Here is a 13,296-nt window from a genome sequence, read left to right on the forward strand (position 1 = left end):
GGACGACCGGATGTCTTCAGTGGGAGGGTGGGGCCGTCGGCGCCGGAGGCTGCGCCAGGATATCGTGCCCGGCACCGGTCGAGGCGCCGCGATTCAGCACCGCCAGCGTCAGCGACAGCGCCATGAAGATCGCCGCCAGGATCGAGGTGGTGCGCGTCAGCAGATTGGCGGTGCCGCGGCCGGACATGAAGGTCCCCATGCCCTGGCTGCTGCCGATTCCCAGACCACCGCCCTCGCTGCGCTGGATCAGGACCGTGCCGATCAGTGCAAGGGTAACGAACAGATGCAAAAAGAGAAGGACGGTAATCATACTCGCTTCCAGATGAGACGCCGCGTGACGGACCGTTTACAGATCGACGGCGGCCCGGACAATCGGCAGAAATGTATCGGCCCGCAGGCTGGCGCTGCCGACAAGCGCGCCCCCGACTTCGGCGATGGGCAGGATGGTCGCGGCGTCGCGCGCGTTTACCGACCCACCATAGAGGATCCGAATCGTTTTTCCAGTCGCGCCGAACTGCCGCACCAGTTCGGCGCGAATGAACGCCATCATGTCGGCGATATCCTGACTGGATGCCGGGACGCCCGAACCGATAGCCCAGATCGGTTCATAGGCCACGATCCCGGAAAACCCATCGGGCAGCGACCCCTTGATCTGCCAGCCGATCGCATCCTGGCATTCGCCCGAAGCCCTCTGGTCCTCGCTTTCGCCCACGCAGACGATGGGCGTCAGTCCGGCCGCCGCTGCGGCGGTCGCCTTTTCCCGCACCGTCTCATCCAGTTCGCCATGATCGCGGCGGCGCTCGGAATGGCCGAGAATGACGTATTCGACGCCCACGTCCGCCAGCATGGCGGCGGAAATGTCGCCGGTATGCGCGCCGGACACCGACTGGTGGCAATCCTGCGCGCCAAGAAGAATGCCTGTTCCCTTCAGCATCGGCGCCAGCTGCGCCAGCAGTGTGAAAGGCGGGCAGATCACGATCTGGGGTGGGGACGGCATGGCGGCCAGCCCCTGCGCCACCTCGGTGACCAGATCGCGCGACGCGGCGCCCAGCCCGTTCATTTTCCAGTTGCCGACAATCATCTGCATCATATGTCTCGATCCCTCTGCCTGCGTGCCGCCGTTTCGCCCGGTCTGCGACGGTCTTTTCTTTTCCAGGGGGAGTACCGACCGGATAGGGCACCCTACACCATGCGCGCCATCGCATGGCAATGCCGCAACGCCTCTAAATCCCCGTAATGGCGTGAACAGGGTTCTGGTCAAGCAGCGGTCGTGTCCCTATGGTGCGCGGCCGAAAAGGTGGCCGCCTGCCGGCCGCGACGCTTCCGCCGCTTATGTTCGGATCCTGCACTTCATGATTTCCTTTCTGCGCCATGCCTTCGTCGATTCCTGGCTGGGCCGTGTCATCGCCGGCCTGCTGTTTCTTGCCTTTGTCGGCTGGGGGGTCGGCGACGTGCTGTCGAACATGGGGAGCGAACGCGCGGACGTCGTGGCGCATGTAGGCCCCAACACCATCACGACCGATGCGTTCATGGGGGCGGTGCAGAACGAAATGCCCCAGGTGGCGCGGCAGATGGGACTTGCCGATGCGTCGCAGATTCCAGCCGCGACCCGCCGGGAAGCGGCCCGGCAGGTCCTGCAGCGCCTTGTCATGCAGTCCGAGATCGCCTTGTCGGCCGAACGGCATGGCCTGATCGTTCCCGACGACGTGCTGCGCGACGAAGTCTTCGGCCTGCGTGACTTCAAGGGGCCCGACGGGCGTTTCGACCGCAAGCTGTTCGACGCGCGCCTGCGGCAGATCGGCATGACCGAAGGCCGCCTTCTGGACCTTGTCAGGATGGACATCTCATCCCGCGCCCTGATGGAACCGATTCGGAACAGCGTACGCGCGCCCGAGACGATGGTACGCCGGGCCTTCGACTTCGACGCCCAGACCCGGACGCTCGATCTGGTCCGCATCGCCCCAGGCGACCAGTCCGCCCCCACGCCGGAGCCTGCGCAGATGCGGCGGTTCTACGACAATCATCCTTGGCTGTTCCAGACGCCGGAATACCGCCACGCGCGGATCGTGGTCCTGTCGCCCGAGACGATCGCCCGTTCGATGGAGGTTCCCGAGGTGGAACTGCATCGCCTGTATGACGCCGAGCAGGCGAAATATCATCTGCCGGAAACCCGGACCGTACAGATCGTGACGGCTCCCGACGAGGCCCGGGCCCGTGCGATCGCGACCCAGTGGCAGGCCGGTGCGACCTGGGCACAGGTCCAGGCCGCCGCGAAGGATAGCGCGTCGGTGCAGATGGACGGGGTCCGGGCCGTGTCCATTCCCTCGGCGCCGCTGTCCAAGATGGTCTTCGCCGCCCCGGTGGACAGCCTGCAGGGCCCCGCGCAGACCGATACCGGCTGGGTCGTGTTCAAGGTGACGCAGATCCTGCCGCCACACGATACGGACTTTGCCGCCGCCCGGCAGGAACTGCACGACCAGATCGCCCAGGCCCACGCCGGCGAACAGATCGGCGGCCGTGTCCAGCAGTTGCAGGACGCCATTGCCGGCAGCGGCCTGGACCGGATCCCCGATACGCTCGGCGCCAGTGCCACCAGCGGGACACTGGATGCCCAGGGCCGGACGCAAGCCGGCGAGCCGGCGCCTATCCCCGCCTCGGGCGAGGCCCGCCAGGCAATTCTTGCGCGGATCTTCAGCCAGGCGAAAGGGGCGAATCCCTCCCTGATCCAGGGCCCGGACCAGACCTGGTACGCGGTATCGGTCGACAGCGTGACGCCCGGCCAGGTGCAGCCCTTTTCGGCCATTTCGGATCAGGCGGGCGCAGCGTGGCAGGACGAGGCCCGTCGCCATGCGGCAAACATTCAGGCGACGGATCTGTATCTGGCGGCGAAGACCAAGGGCGGGGTGGCGCAGGCTGCGCCGGCCGGCCAGGTGGTGCACAGCGCGCCGTTGGCGCGCGGCCGCCAGACGACGGGCGTCCCCGACGGCCTGGCGCAGCTGGCGTTCCGGATCGGGTCGATCGGCCAGTCGGTGATGGTCGAGGAGTCCGACGGGTTCTACGTCGCGACCCTGACCGCCATCACCCAGCCCGATCCCTCCACGCAGCGGATGCTGATCGGCCGGATCCGGACGGGCCTGAGCCAATCCATGGCCGAGGATATCGAAATGTCCTACGCCATGGCACTGCAGAATGACGTGAAGCCCAAGACCAACATGGCCGCAGTCCAGTCGGTCCTGTCATCCGTGACCGGCCCCGATGGCGCGGAAGGCGGTGCCCGGTGACCCTCTTTGCCGATTCGTCCCGTCCGACCCCGCCTGAACGCGAGGACGTCCTGGCGGCCCTGGAACAGGGACGCGCCAGCGTTGTGTGGAGCATCGAAGTCGCCGATCTGCTGACTCCGGTTTCGGCATTCATGCGCCTGTCCCGCCTGGCCGGCGCCAGTGATTCGTCTCCCCCGTGCAATGCCTTCCTTCTGGAAAGCGTCGAGGGCGGCGTGGCGCGCGGGCGCTATTCCGTCATCGGCCTGCTGCCCGACCTAATCTGGCGCTGCCATGACGGCCAGGCCGCCGTCAACCACGCCCCCGACGATGCGGCCGCGCCTTATGAACCCGTGGCGGGCCAGCCGCTGGAATCGCTGCGGACGATCATCCGGGATAGCCAGATGGCGCTTCCTGACGGACTGCCGCCGATGACGGGCGGCATATTCGGCTACCTGGGCTATGACATGGTAAGGCAGATGGAATATCTGCCCAACATGCCGCCCGATGATCTCGGCCTGCCGGAAGGGATCATGATCCGGCCGGGGCTGTTCGCGATCTTCGACACCGTCCGTGACGAATTGACCCTGGCCGTCCCGATCCGTCCCCGGGGCGACCGGTCGCCTGAAGAGGCATGGCAGCGCGCGCAGGACCTTCTGGCGCTGGCGCGCCGGACCCTGTCCGAGCCCCTGGCGTTGCAGGAGATCATGCCGGCTTACACCGGGCCGGTCGATCCGCCGCGCTCGACCTTCACCCGCGAGGCATTCTGCGACGCCGTGCGGCGGATCCAGGAGTATATCGCCGCAGGCGACGCGTTCCAGGTGGTGCCCAGCCAGCGGTTCTCGACCCCGTTCACGTTGCCGGCGCTGGCCCTGTACCGGGCGCTGCGCCGCATCAATCCGGCGCCGTTCCTGTTCTATCTGGCGCTCGACGGCTTCAGCCTGGTGGGTTCGTCGCCCGAAATCCTGGTGCGCCTGCGCGACGGCCAGGTAACGGTGCGCCCGCTGGCCGGCACCCGTCCGCGTGGCCGGACCGCCGCCGAAGACCGCGCGCTGGAGGAGGAGCTGCTGGCCGATCCCAAGGAACGCGCGGAACATCTGATGCTGATCGACCTGGGCCGCAACGATGTCGGGCGCGTGTGCGAAATCGGCTCGGTCCGCGTCACGGAAAAATTCGTGATCGAGCGGTTCAGCCACGTGATGCACATTTCGTCGAACGTCGAGGGCCGGCTTCGTCCGGGACTGGAAGCGCTGGACGCCCTGATCGCCGGCTTTCCGGCCGGCACATTGACCGGCGCCCCGAAGATCCGGGCAATGGAAATCATCGACGAGGTCGAACCGACGCGCCGCGCCGCCTATGCCGGCTGCATCGGCTATTTCGGGGCCAGCGGCGAGATGGACACCTGCATCGGACTGCGCATGGCGGTGGTGAAGGGCGGAGAGATGCACGTCCAGGCCGGATGCGGCGTCGTTGCCGACAGCGTCCCCCAGGCCGAGTATGAGGAAACCCAACACAAGGCGCGGGCACTGTTCCGTGCGGCCGAGGCTGCCGCACAGTTCACGCGGGGCCGGAACGAAGGGTAGGCGGCAGGGACGCCTCCTTGCCGCCCGCGTCATAAAATTGCGTCGGTCTTGCTGATCGGCGCAATAAGATGCCTGTTTTCTGTAGATAAACATTATTTCGATCAATTCCCGATCTGCTGTTTGACCGGGCCGAAACGGGAGGTCATCATATTGCCATGATCCTGCTGATCGACAATTACGACAGCTTCACCTTCAACCTCGTCCATTACCTGGGCGACCTTGGAGAGAGGTGCGACGTCCGTCGCAACGACGCCCTGACGGCCGACGAGGCCCTGGCGCTGAACCCCGAGGCCATCGTGCTTTCGCCCGGCCCCTGCTCGCCGAACGAGGCGGGGATCTGCTGCGAACTGATCCGCAAGGCCGCGGGCCAGGTTCCCATCTTCGGCGTCTGCCTGGGACATCAGGCGATCGGCCAGGTCTTCGGCGGCACGGTCGTCCGGTCCGCCACGCCGATGCACGGCAAGGTCAGCCTCGTCATGCATGACGGGACGGACGTGTTCGAAGGACTGCCCAACCCTTTCCGCGCCACGCGCTATCACAGCCTGACGGTCGATCCGGCAAGCGTGCCGGCCGACCTGATCCCGACCGCGTGGACGGCGGACGGGGTCATCATGGGGCTGCGGCATCGCGTCCTGCCCATCTTCGGTGTGCAGTTCCATCCCGAAAGCATCGCGTCCGAACATGGGCACGATATCCTGGCTAATTTCATGGCGATCGCGCGGGGCCGTAACACGCCGCGGAAAGCGGCCTGACCCGATCATGGAAGGTGTGCCGTCCCCGTCCATCGATCCAGTCGGAGCGTTTCGGGCCGTCCTGGGCCGCCTGGCACAGGGCGAATGCCTGACCGAGCGTGAGGCCGAACAGGCGTTCGGCCTGATCATGGATGGCGGCGTACCCGACACGCTGATCGCGGCCTTCCTGATGGGTCTGCGGGTGCGGGGCGAGCGGCATGCGGAATTGCTCGGCGCGGTGCGGGCCGTCCGGGCCCGCATGCGCAGCGTGGCACCTGTGCCGGCGGGCACGATCGACGTCTGCGGGACCGGTGGCGACGGGCTGGGCACCCTCAATATCTCGACAGCCGTAGCCTTCGTCCTGGCCGCGCTGGGGGTGCCGGTGGCCAAGCATGGCAATCGCGCCCTGTCGTCCCGGTCGGGCGCCACGGATGTGCTTGGGGAACTGGGCGTGCCGCTGTCGGGCGACCCGGCGGTCATCAGCGACAGGCTCGCCCGGCTGAATCTGGCGTTCATGGCGGCGCCCGCCCATCATCCGGCCATGCGGCACGCGGCCCCGGCGCGGGTGGCCCTGGGTATCAGGACCTTGTTCAACCTGGTCGGGCCGCTGTGCAACCCGGCCAACGTGACGCGGCAACTGGTGGGCGTAGCCGATTCCGTCTGGCTGCGGCCGGTCATCGAGACATTGCAGCTTCTGGGCAGCGAACGGGTCTGGGCGGTCCATGGCCGGTGCGGCGCGGGGCGCGGGATTGACGAGCTGACGCTGGCCGGAACGACCGACATCGTGGCGCTTCAGGGCGGACAGGTCTACGAACTGACGCTGGAGCCCGAGGATGCGGGCCTCCGCACCACGCCGATCGAAGCGATTGCCGGCGGCAGCCCCAGGGAAAATGCCGAGGCCCTGGCGGCCATGCTGGCCGGCTCCCATGGCGCCTATCGCGACACGGTCCTGCTGAATGCCGCCGCCGCACTTCATGTTGCGGGACGCGGGGAGGTGCTTCACGATGGGGCCATCCGACCGTCGGCGTTGCGGGTGCTGGTCGCCGATGCCGCCCGGGTTCTGGATAACGGAGCGGCGCTGGCCGTGCTGAACACCATGCGCGACCACGGTGCCGATACCGTAGAGGGGATTGTGCAGGCTATATGATGAACGACACGCCGATGAATCAGACCGAGGCCGATGGCGGAAACGCACCGGACCCGGACGACATTCCGGACGTTTTGGCACGGATCTGCGCCAGGACACGGGTCGATGTCGCCCAGCGTGCTACGATCATGCCGCTGAAGGACATCACGGCCCGCGCACGCGAGGTCGACACGCCCACCCGTGGTTTCGGACAGGCGCTGAAGCAGCGGACGGCAGACCGGCAGATCGGGCTGATCGCTGAAATCAAGAAGGCGTCCCCGTCGGCGGGCATCCTGCGCCCCGACTACAAGCCGGCGGCAATCGCCGCGCAATACGAGCAGGCCGGGGCGGCCTGTATATCGGTCCTGACCGAAGGATCGTGCTTCCATGGCTGCACCGAGGATCTGAAACGGGTCCGCGATGCGTGCAGCCTGCCGATCCTGCGGAAGGATTTCATCCTGGACCCATGGCAGGTCCATGAAAGCCGCCTGATCGGCGCGGATTGCATCCTGCTGATCCTGGCGGCATTGACCGACGCCGAGGCGTCGGAACTTCTGGATGTCGCGCGGGGCCTGGACATGGACGTTCTGGTCGAGGTGCATGACGAGGGGGAACTGAACCGCGCGCTGGCTCTCGATACCGCGTTGATCGGGATCAACAACCGCAACCTCAGGACGTTGAAGACCGATCTTGAGACAACGATCCAACTGACGCCTCTGGTGCCCCCCGACCGGATCGTCGTATCCGAAAGCGGCATCCGGACGCATGACGACGTTGTCCGCCTCAGCACCATCGGGGCCAGCGGTTTCCTGGTCGGGGAAAGCCTGCTTCGTCACGATAGCCCCGGCGACGCCGCCCGCGCGTTGCTCGGCCTGTCATAAGATGACGGGCGGCGGGAAACTGTCCCACCTCGACGCGGCCGGCCATGCCGTGATGGTCGACGTGTCCGACAAGCCGACCACGGCGCGGCAGGCCGTGGCGCGGGGCCGGGTTTCCATGCGCGCCGAAACACTGGAAATGATCCTGTCCGGTGGCATGCCCAAAGGGGACGTTCTGGCGGTGTCGCGGATCGCCGGCATCATGGCGGCCAAGAAGACGGCCGACCTCATACCGCTGTGCCATCCGCTGCCGCTGTCGTCGGTGCGCGTGGGGCTGGTGGTTGCCCAGGACGGAGCTGGGATTGACATCGAGGCCTACGTCGGGACCGCCGGACCGACGGGGGTGGAAATGGAGGCCCTGACGGCGGTCAGCGTGGCGGCGCTGACGCTGTACGACATGTGCAAGGCCGTCGATCGCGGCATGACGATCGAAGCCATCTATCTGGAGCGCAAATCGGGCGGGCGGTCGGGCCTGTACGAACGACCCGGGGCAGGGGAACGATCACCAGGATCGTAGGAGATTGCGGCAGTTATGCCCGCCCGGGGGCAACCGCATGTGGTCATATCTGTTATAACAATAACAAGGGAGCGTTCAGAATGAGCGGGAACCAAGACCCCAAAACAGAGGCCGGACGCAACAGTCCGTCGATGAGCGCGGAAGACCTGGCACGCGCGTTTTATGACATGGTCCTGATCCGACGGTTCGAGGAACGGGCCGGGCAGCTTTACGGCATGGGACTGATCGGCGGATTCTGCCACCTGTACATCGGGCAGGAAGCCGTGGTCGTCGGCCTGCAGATGGAACTGAAGCAGGGTGACAAGATCATCACCTCGTACCGCGACCATGGGCAGATGCTGGCGGCCGGCATGGACCCGCGCGGGGTCATGGCCGAGCTGACCGGGCGCGAGGGGGGATATTCCCGCGGCAAGGGCGGCTCCATGCACATGTTCTCGTCCGAAAAGCATTTTTATGGCGGGCATGGGATCGTCGGCGCCCAGGTGTCGCTGGGCATCGGCCTGGCCTTCGCCAACAAATATCGTGGAACGGACGAAGTCTCGCTCGCCTATTTCGGCGAGGGAGCGTCGAGCCAGGGACAGGTCTACGAAAGCTTCAACCTGGCTGCCCTGCACAAGCTGCCCTGCGTGTTCGTGCTGGAAAACAACCACTACGGCATGGGCACCAGCGTCGAGCGCTCCTCGGCTTCGAAGGAACTGTGGCGCAATGGCGAGCCCTGGGGCATCCCGGGGCGTAAGGTCGACGGCATGGACGTCGAGGCCGTGCGTGAGGCGGCGCGGGAGGCGATCACGCACTGCCGCCAGGGCAAGGGGCCGTTCCTGCTGGAGATGGCGACCTATCGCTATCGCGGCCACTCGATGTCCGACCCGGCGAAATATCGCCCACGGAGCGAAGTGGACGAAATGCGGAAGAATCACGACCCGATCGACCGGGTACGCAAGGAACTGCTGAGCATGGGCGTCGAAGAGGCCGAACTGAAAGCCATGGAGGACAAGGTCCGGGCCGTCGTGGTGGACGCCGCCGACTTCGCGCAGACCAGTCCGGAGCCCGACCCGTCGGAACTCTGGACCGACGTGCTGGTGGAGGGCTGAACGGTCATGAGCACGCAGATCCTGATGCCGGCGCTGTCGCCGACGATGACCGAGGGCAAGCTGGCCCGCTGGCTGAAGAAGACGGGCGATCATGTGGCGGCCGGCGACGTGATCGCCGAGATCGAGACCGACAAGGCCACGATGGAAGTGGAAGCCGTTGACGAGGGGACGCTGGGCGACATCCTGATCGCCGAGGGGACGGAAAACGTCGCCGTCAACACACCGATCGCGAACCTGCAGTCCGAAGGCGGCGCCGCCGCGCCGGCATCCGCACCGGCCGCTGCCGCCCAGCCTGAGGCCCCGCAGGAACTAGCACCCCAGGCGTCGGCCCCCAAGCCACCCGCCGCACCCATGGCCGCGCCCGAGAAGGAATGGGGCGAGACCGTGGAGATCACCGTCCGCGAAGCCCTGCGCGACGCCATGGCGGCCGAACTGCGCCGTGACGAGGACGTCTTCCTGATCGGCGAGGAGGTCGCGCAGTACCAGGGCGCCTACAAGGTGTCGCAGGGGCTGCTGGACGAGTTCGGCGAGAAGCGGGTGATCGACACCCCCATCACCGAGCACGGCTTCACCGGCATGGCCGTCGGCGCGGCGCTGACCGGGCTGAAACCGATCGTGGAATTCATGACCATGAATTTCGCGATGCAGGCCATCGACCAGATCATCAATTCGGCAGCCAAGACCCGCTATATGTCCGGCGGCCAGATGTCGTGCCCCATCGTCTTCCGCGGCCCCAACGGGGCGGCGTCGCGCGTGGGGGCGCAGCATTCGCAATGCTATGCCAGTTGGTACGGCCATATTCCCGGCCTGAAGGTCGTGGCGCCGTGGTCATCGGCCGACGCGAAGGGCCTGCTGCGCGCCGCGATCCGCGACCCCAACCCGGTGATCGTGCTGGAGAACGAAATTCTCTACGGGCACAAATTCCCGTGCCCGGTCGCTGAGGATTTCATCCTGCCGATCGGCCAAGCGAAGATCGAGCGCGAGGGCAGCGACGTCACAATCGTTGCGTTCTCGATCATGGTCGGCACCGCGCTGGAAGCGGCGGCGATCCTGGCTGAACAGGGGATCGAGGCCGAAGTCATTAATCTGCGGACGATCCGTCCCCTGGATACCGAGACGATCGTCGCCAGCGTCAAGAAGACCAGCCGCCTGGTCTGCGTCGAGGAAGGCTGGCCGTTTGCCGGCATCGGGGCCGAAATCTCGATGCAGGTCATCGAACATGCGTTCGATTATCTCGACGCCCCGCCCGCGCGGGTGGCCGGCGCCGACGTGCCGATGCCCTTCGCCGCCAATCTTGAAAAGCTGGCCCTTCCCAACCCGACCTGGGTGGTGGATGCGGTCCGCAAGCTGGTCTGAGGGGGCGTCGCGATGTCTGTGAATATCCTGATGCCGGCGCTGTCGCCGACGATGACCGAGGGCAAGCTGGCCCGCTGGCTGAAGAAGGAAGGCGAGCACATCCAGTCCGGCGACGTGATCGCCGAGATCGAGACCGACAAGGCCACGATGGAAGTCGAAGCGGTCGATGAAGGTACCCTGGGACGCATCCTGGTCACCGAGGGCACCGAAGGGGTGAAGGTCAACGCGCCGATCGCCATCCTGGTGGCCGAGGGCGAAACCGTGCCCGAAGGCGGGGCGTCCGCGCCGGCACCCGAAGCGCCGGTCCAGGTTTCGGCCCCGGCCAAAGCCGCGCCGGCCCCTGCGGCGGCACCGGCACCCACCCCGGCGGCGTCGGCTCCGGCCCCGGCCCCGGCCCCAAGCGGTGCGCGCATCTTTGCGTCACCGCTGGCGCGCCGGATCGCGAAGCTGAAGGGCATCGACCTGGCAGGCGTGAAGGGGTCCGGCCCCAACGGCCGCATCGTCCGGCGCGATGTCGAGGGTGCGTCGGCCGCACCGGCGCCGACCCGGCCGGCCGTGCTTGCGGCGCCCGTGACTATCGAGGCCCCGCACAAGGCGGTCCCGAACTCCATGATCCGCAAGGTCATCGCCAGGCGCCTGACCGAGGCCAAATCGACCATCCCGCATTTCTACGTGGCGGTCGATGTCGAACTCGACGCCCTTCTGGCGCTGCGGACGCAGTTGAATGCCGCATCCCCGGCCGAGGGACCGGACGCCTACAAGCTGTCGGTCAATGACATGCTGATCAAGGCCGCCGCGGTGACGCTGCGCCGGGTGCCCGGCGTCAATGCGTCGTACACCGAGGACGCGACGATCCTGTACGACGACGTGGACATTTCCATCGCCGTGTCGATCCCCGACGGGCTGATCACGCCGATCGTGCGCAATGCCGACAGCAAGTCGCTGCGCCAGATCAGCCAGGATGCCAAGGACCTGATCGCCCGCGCGCGGGCGGGAAAGCTGAAGCCACAGGAATTCCAGGGGGGATCGTTCTCGATCTCCAACATGGGGATGTATGGGGTGAAGGAGTTCTCGGCCATCATCAACCCGCCGCAGGCGGCGATCCTGGCCATTGCGGCCGGCGAGAAGCGCGCCGTCGTCAAGGATGACGCGATCAAGGTCGCGACCGTCATGACGGTGACGCTGTCGGTCGATCACCGCGTCGTCGACGGGGCCTTGGCCGCCGAATGGGTGTCGACCTTCCGTTCGGTGGTCGAATCGCCGTTCAGCCTGGTGGTCTGAGGACATAATTCATGAGCAAGACAGAGTTCGACATCGTCATTGTCGGCGGTGGCCCCGGCGGCTATGTCGCCGCCATTCGCGGGGCGCAACTGGGACTGAGCGTCGCCGTGGTCGAGGCAGCCCAACTGGGCGGCATCTGCCTCAACTGGGGGTGCATCCCCACCAAGGCGCTGCTGCGGTCATCCGAGATCAACCATCTTCTGCACCATCTGGGCGAATTCGGCTTCGCGGCGGATAACATCCGATTCGACCTCGACAAGGTGGTCAAACGCTCGCGCAAGGTGGCAGGGCAACTGTCGTCCGGGGTGGCGCACCTGTTGAAGAAGAACAAGGTGACGGTCTTCGACGGGTTCGCCAAGCTGGCTGGCAAGGACGGCGCGCGCCGCAAGGTCGACGTCAGCAAGGACGGCAAATCCGTGGCGACCCTGACGGCGCCCCACGTCATCCTGGCCACGGGTGCGCGGGCGCGCGTCCTGCCGGGGCTGGAACCCGACGGCAAGCTGATCTGGTCGTACCGCGAGGCCATGGTGCCGACCGAACTGCCGAAGCGGCTGATGGTCATCGGATCCGGGGCCATCGGCGTGGAATTCGCGTCCTTCTACCGCAACATGGGGGCCGAGGTCACACTGGTGGAGGTCCTGGACCGGATCCTGCCGGTCGAGGACGAGGAGATCAGCGCCCTGGCCCATAAGGCCTTCCTGAAGCAGGGAATGACCATCCTGACCGGGGCGAAGATCGGTGCCATCCGCAAGAATGGGGACAGCGTGACCGTCCCGGTCGAGGCCGGCGGCAAGAGCCAGGAGATTGCGGTCGATCGGGTCATCTCGGCGGTAGGCATCGTCGGCAACGTGGAAAATATCGGCCTGGAAGGCACCGCGATCGAGGTCGACCGGACCCATATCAAGGTCGATCCGTATTGCCGCACCGGCGAAGCCGGGGTCTATGCCATCGGCGATATCGCCGGTCCGCCGTGGCTGGCGCACAAGGCCAGCCACGAGGGCGTGCTGTGCGTCGAGGCGATCGCAGGCCACACGGTCCATCCGATCGATCCCACGAACATCCCCGGGTGTACCTACTGCCGGCCGCAGATCGCCTCGGTCGGCCTGACCGAAGCCCGGGCCAAGGAAGCCGGTCATAAAATCCGCGTCGGGCGCTTCCCCTTCATCGGCAACGGCAAGGCCATTGCGGCCGGCGAGCCCGAGGGCATGGTCAAGACCATCTTCGACGCCTCCACCGGCGAATTGCTGGGCGCGCACATGATCGGCGCCGAAGTGACCGAGATGATCCAGGGCTACGTCATCGCCAGGACGTCCGAGCTGACCGAGGCCGAACTCAAGGAAACGGTGTTCCCGCATCCGACGATTTCGGAGACGATGCACGAGGCCGTCCTGGCCGCTTATGACGGCGCCCTGCATATCTGAAGATCGGGCTGTCGCGGTCCCGGCAGGGGGGGCGGATTTCTTTCCAAAGGGGCCG

At 66.4% G+C, this 13,296-nt stretch carries 12 protein-coding genes; 10 read left to right on the plus strand and 2 right to left on the minus strand.

The features are described 5' to 3' along the window. Positions 1-16: 16 nt before the first annotated feature. Positions 17-310: a preprotein translocase subunit SecG gene (gene secG / locus HLH34_RS13260; protein ID WP_182943732.1), complete on the minus strand. Its 294-nt coding sequence runs from the start codon at positions 308-310 to the stop codon at positions 17-19. A gap of 36 nt (positions 311-346) precedes the next feature. Next, positions 347-1,090, minus strand: coding sequence for a triose-phosphate isomerase (gene tpiA / locus HLH34_RS13265; RefSeq protein ID WP_183120056.1), 744 nt, complete (start codon positions 1,088-1,090; stop codon positions 347-349). Positions 1,091-1,352: 262 nt separating this feature from the next. Between tpiA and HLH34_RS13270 the strand changes: the two genes are divergently transcribed. From HLH34_RS13270 to lpdA, 10 genes are all read left to right on the plus strand, one after another. Beyond that, positions 1,353-3,281, plus strand: coding sequence for a peptidylprolyl isomerase (locus HLH34_RS13270; RefSeq protein ID WP_183120057.1), 1,929 nt, complete (start codon positions 1,353-1,355; stop codon positions 3,279-3,281). Then, positions 3,278-4,840 (plus strand): anthranilate synthase component I, encoded by a 1,563-nt coding sequence (gene trpE / locus HLH34_RS13275; RefSeq protein WP_183120058.1) that lies wholly within the window; start codon positions 3,278-3,280, stop codon positions 4,838-4,840. The genes HLH34_RS13270 and trpE overlap by 4 nt, the downstream gene beginning before the upstream one ends. Before the next feature lie 155 nt (positions 4,841-4,995). Further along, positions 4,996-5,592 (plus strand): anthranilate synthase component II, encoded by a 597-nt coding sequence (locus tag HLH34_RS13280; RefSeq protein ID WP_183120059.1) that lies wholly within the window; start codon positions 4,996-4,998, stop codon positions 5,590-5,592. Positions 5,593-5,599: 7 nt separating this feature from the next. Continuing rightward, positions 5,600-6,718 carry an anthranilate phosphoribosyltransferase gene (trpD, locus tag HLH34_RS13285; protein ID WP_183120060.1) on the plus strand — a complete coding sequence of 373 codons (1,119 nt, stop codon included), beginning with the start codon at positions 5,600-5,602 and terminating at the stop codon, positions 6,716-6,718. Next, on the plus strand, positions 6,718-7,578 hold the full coding sequence (trpC, locus tag HLH34_RS13290) for an indole-3-glycerol phosphate synthase TrpC (RefSeq protein ID WP_183120111.1): 861 nt from the start codon (positions 6,718-6,720) through the stop codon (positions 7,576-7,578). The genes trpD and trpC overlap by 1 nt, the downstream gene beginning before the upstream one ends. Position 7,579: 1 nt before the next feature. After that, a complete protein-coding gene (gene moaC / locus HLH34_RS13295) occupies positions 7,580-8,092 on the plus strand; it encodes a cyclic pyranopterin monophosphate synthase MoaC (RefSeq protein WP_183120061.1) in 513 nt (170 codons plus the stop codon). 80 nt (positions 8,093-8,172) lie between these two features. After that, complete coding sequence (gene pdhA, locus HLH34_RS13300) at positions 8,173-9,183, plus strand: pyruvate dehydrogenase (acetyl-transferring) E1 component subunit alpha (protein WP_183120062.1); 1,011 nt, start codon at positions 8,173-8,175, stop codon at positions 9,181-9,183. A gap of 6 nt (positions 9,184-9,189) precedes the next feature. Beyond that, on the plus strand, positions 9,190-10,539 hold the full coding sequence (locus HLH34_RS13305) for a pyruvate dehydrogenase complex E1 component subunit beta (RefSeq protein ID WP_183120063.1): 1,350 nt from the start codon (positions 9,190-9,192) through the stop codon (positions 10,537-10,539). Positions 10,540-10,551: 12 nt separating this feature from the next. After that, positions 10,552-11,820 carry a pyruvate dehydrogenase complex dihydrolipoamide acetyltransferase gene (locus HLH34_RS13310; protein ID WP_183120064.1) on the plus strand — a complete coding sequence of 423 codons (1,269 nt, stop codon included), beginning with the start codon at positions 10,552-10,554 and terminating at the stop codon, positions 11,818-11,820. Positions 11,821-11,831: 11 nt separating this feature from the next. Next, positions 11,832-13,241: a dihydrolipoyl dehydrogenase gene (lpdA, locus tag HLH34_RS13315; RefSeq protein ID WP_183120065.1), complete on the plus strand. Its 1,410-nt coding sequence runs from the start codon at positions 11,832-11,834 to the stop codon at positions 13,239-13,241. Positions 13,242-13,296 lie beyond the last annotated feature (55 nt).

This window comes from Gluconacetobacter azotocaptans (assembly GCF_014174355.1).
Taxonomy (GTDB): Bacteria; Pseudomonadota; Alphaproteobacteria; order Acetobacterales; family Acetobacteraceae; genus Gluconacetobacter; species Gluconacetobacter azotocaptans.

Bases quoted from the DNA above. Each gene is read 5' to 3' on its own strand.
- secG (WP_182943732.1), bottom strand. From the start codon at position 310: ATGATTACCGTCCTTCTCTTTTTGCATCTGTTCGTTACCCTTGCACTG.
- tpiA (WP_183120056.1), bottom strand. From the start codon at position 1,090: ATGATGCAGATGATTGTCGGCAACTGGAAAATGAACGGGCTGGGCGCC.
- HLH34_RS13270 (WP_183120057.1), top strand. From the start codon at position 1,353: ATGATTTCCTTTCTGCGCCATGCCTTCGTCGATTCCTGGCTGGGCCGT.
- HLH34_RS13280 (WP_183120059.1), top strand. From the start codon at position 4,996: ATGATCCTGCTGATCGACAATTACGACAGCTTCACCTTCAACCTCGTC.
- trpD (WP_183120060.1), top strand. From the start codon at position 5,600: ATGGAAGGTGTGCCGTCCCCGTCCATCGATCCAGTCGGAGCGTTTCGG.
- trpC (WP_183120111.1), top strand. From the start codon at position 6,718: ATGAACGACACGCCGATGAATCAGACCGAGGCCGATGGCGGAAACGCA.
- moaC (WP_183120061.1), top strand. From the start codon at position 7,580: ATGACGGGCGGCGGGAAACTGTCCCACCTCGACGCGGCCGGCCATGCC.
- pdhA (WP_183120062.1), top strand. From the start codon at position 8,173: ATGAGCGGGAACCAAGACCCCAAAACAGAGGCCGGACGCAACAGTCCG.
- HLH34_RS13305 (WP_183120063.1), top strand. From the start codon at position 9,190: ATGAGCACGCAGATCCTGATGCCGGCGCTGTCGCCGACGATGACCGAG.
- HLH34_RS13310 (WP_183120064.1), top strand. From the start codon at position 10,552: ATGTCTGTGAATATCCTGATGCCGGCGCTGTCGCCGACGATGACCGAG.
- lpdA (WP_183120065.1), top strand. From the start codon at position 11,832: ATGAGCAAGACAGAGTTCGACATCGTCATTGTCGGCGGTGGCCCCGGC.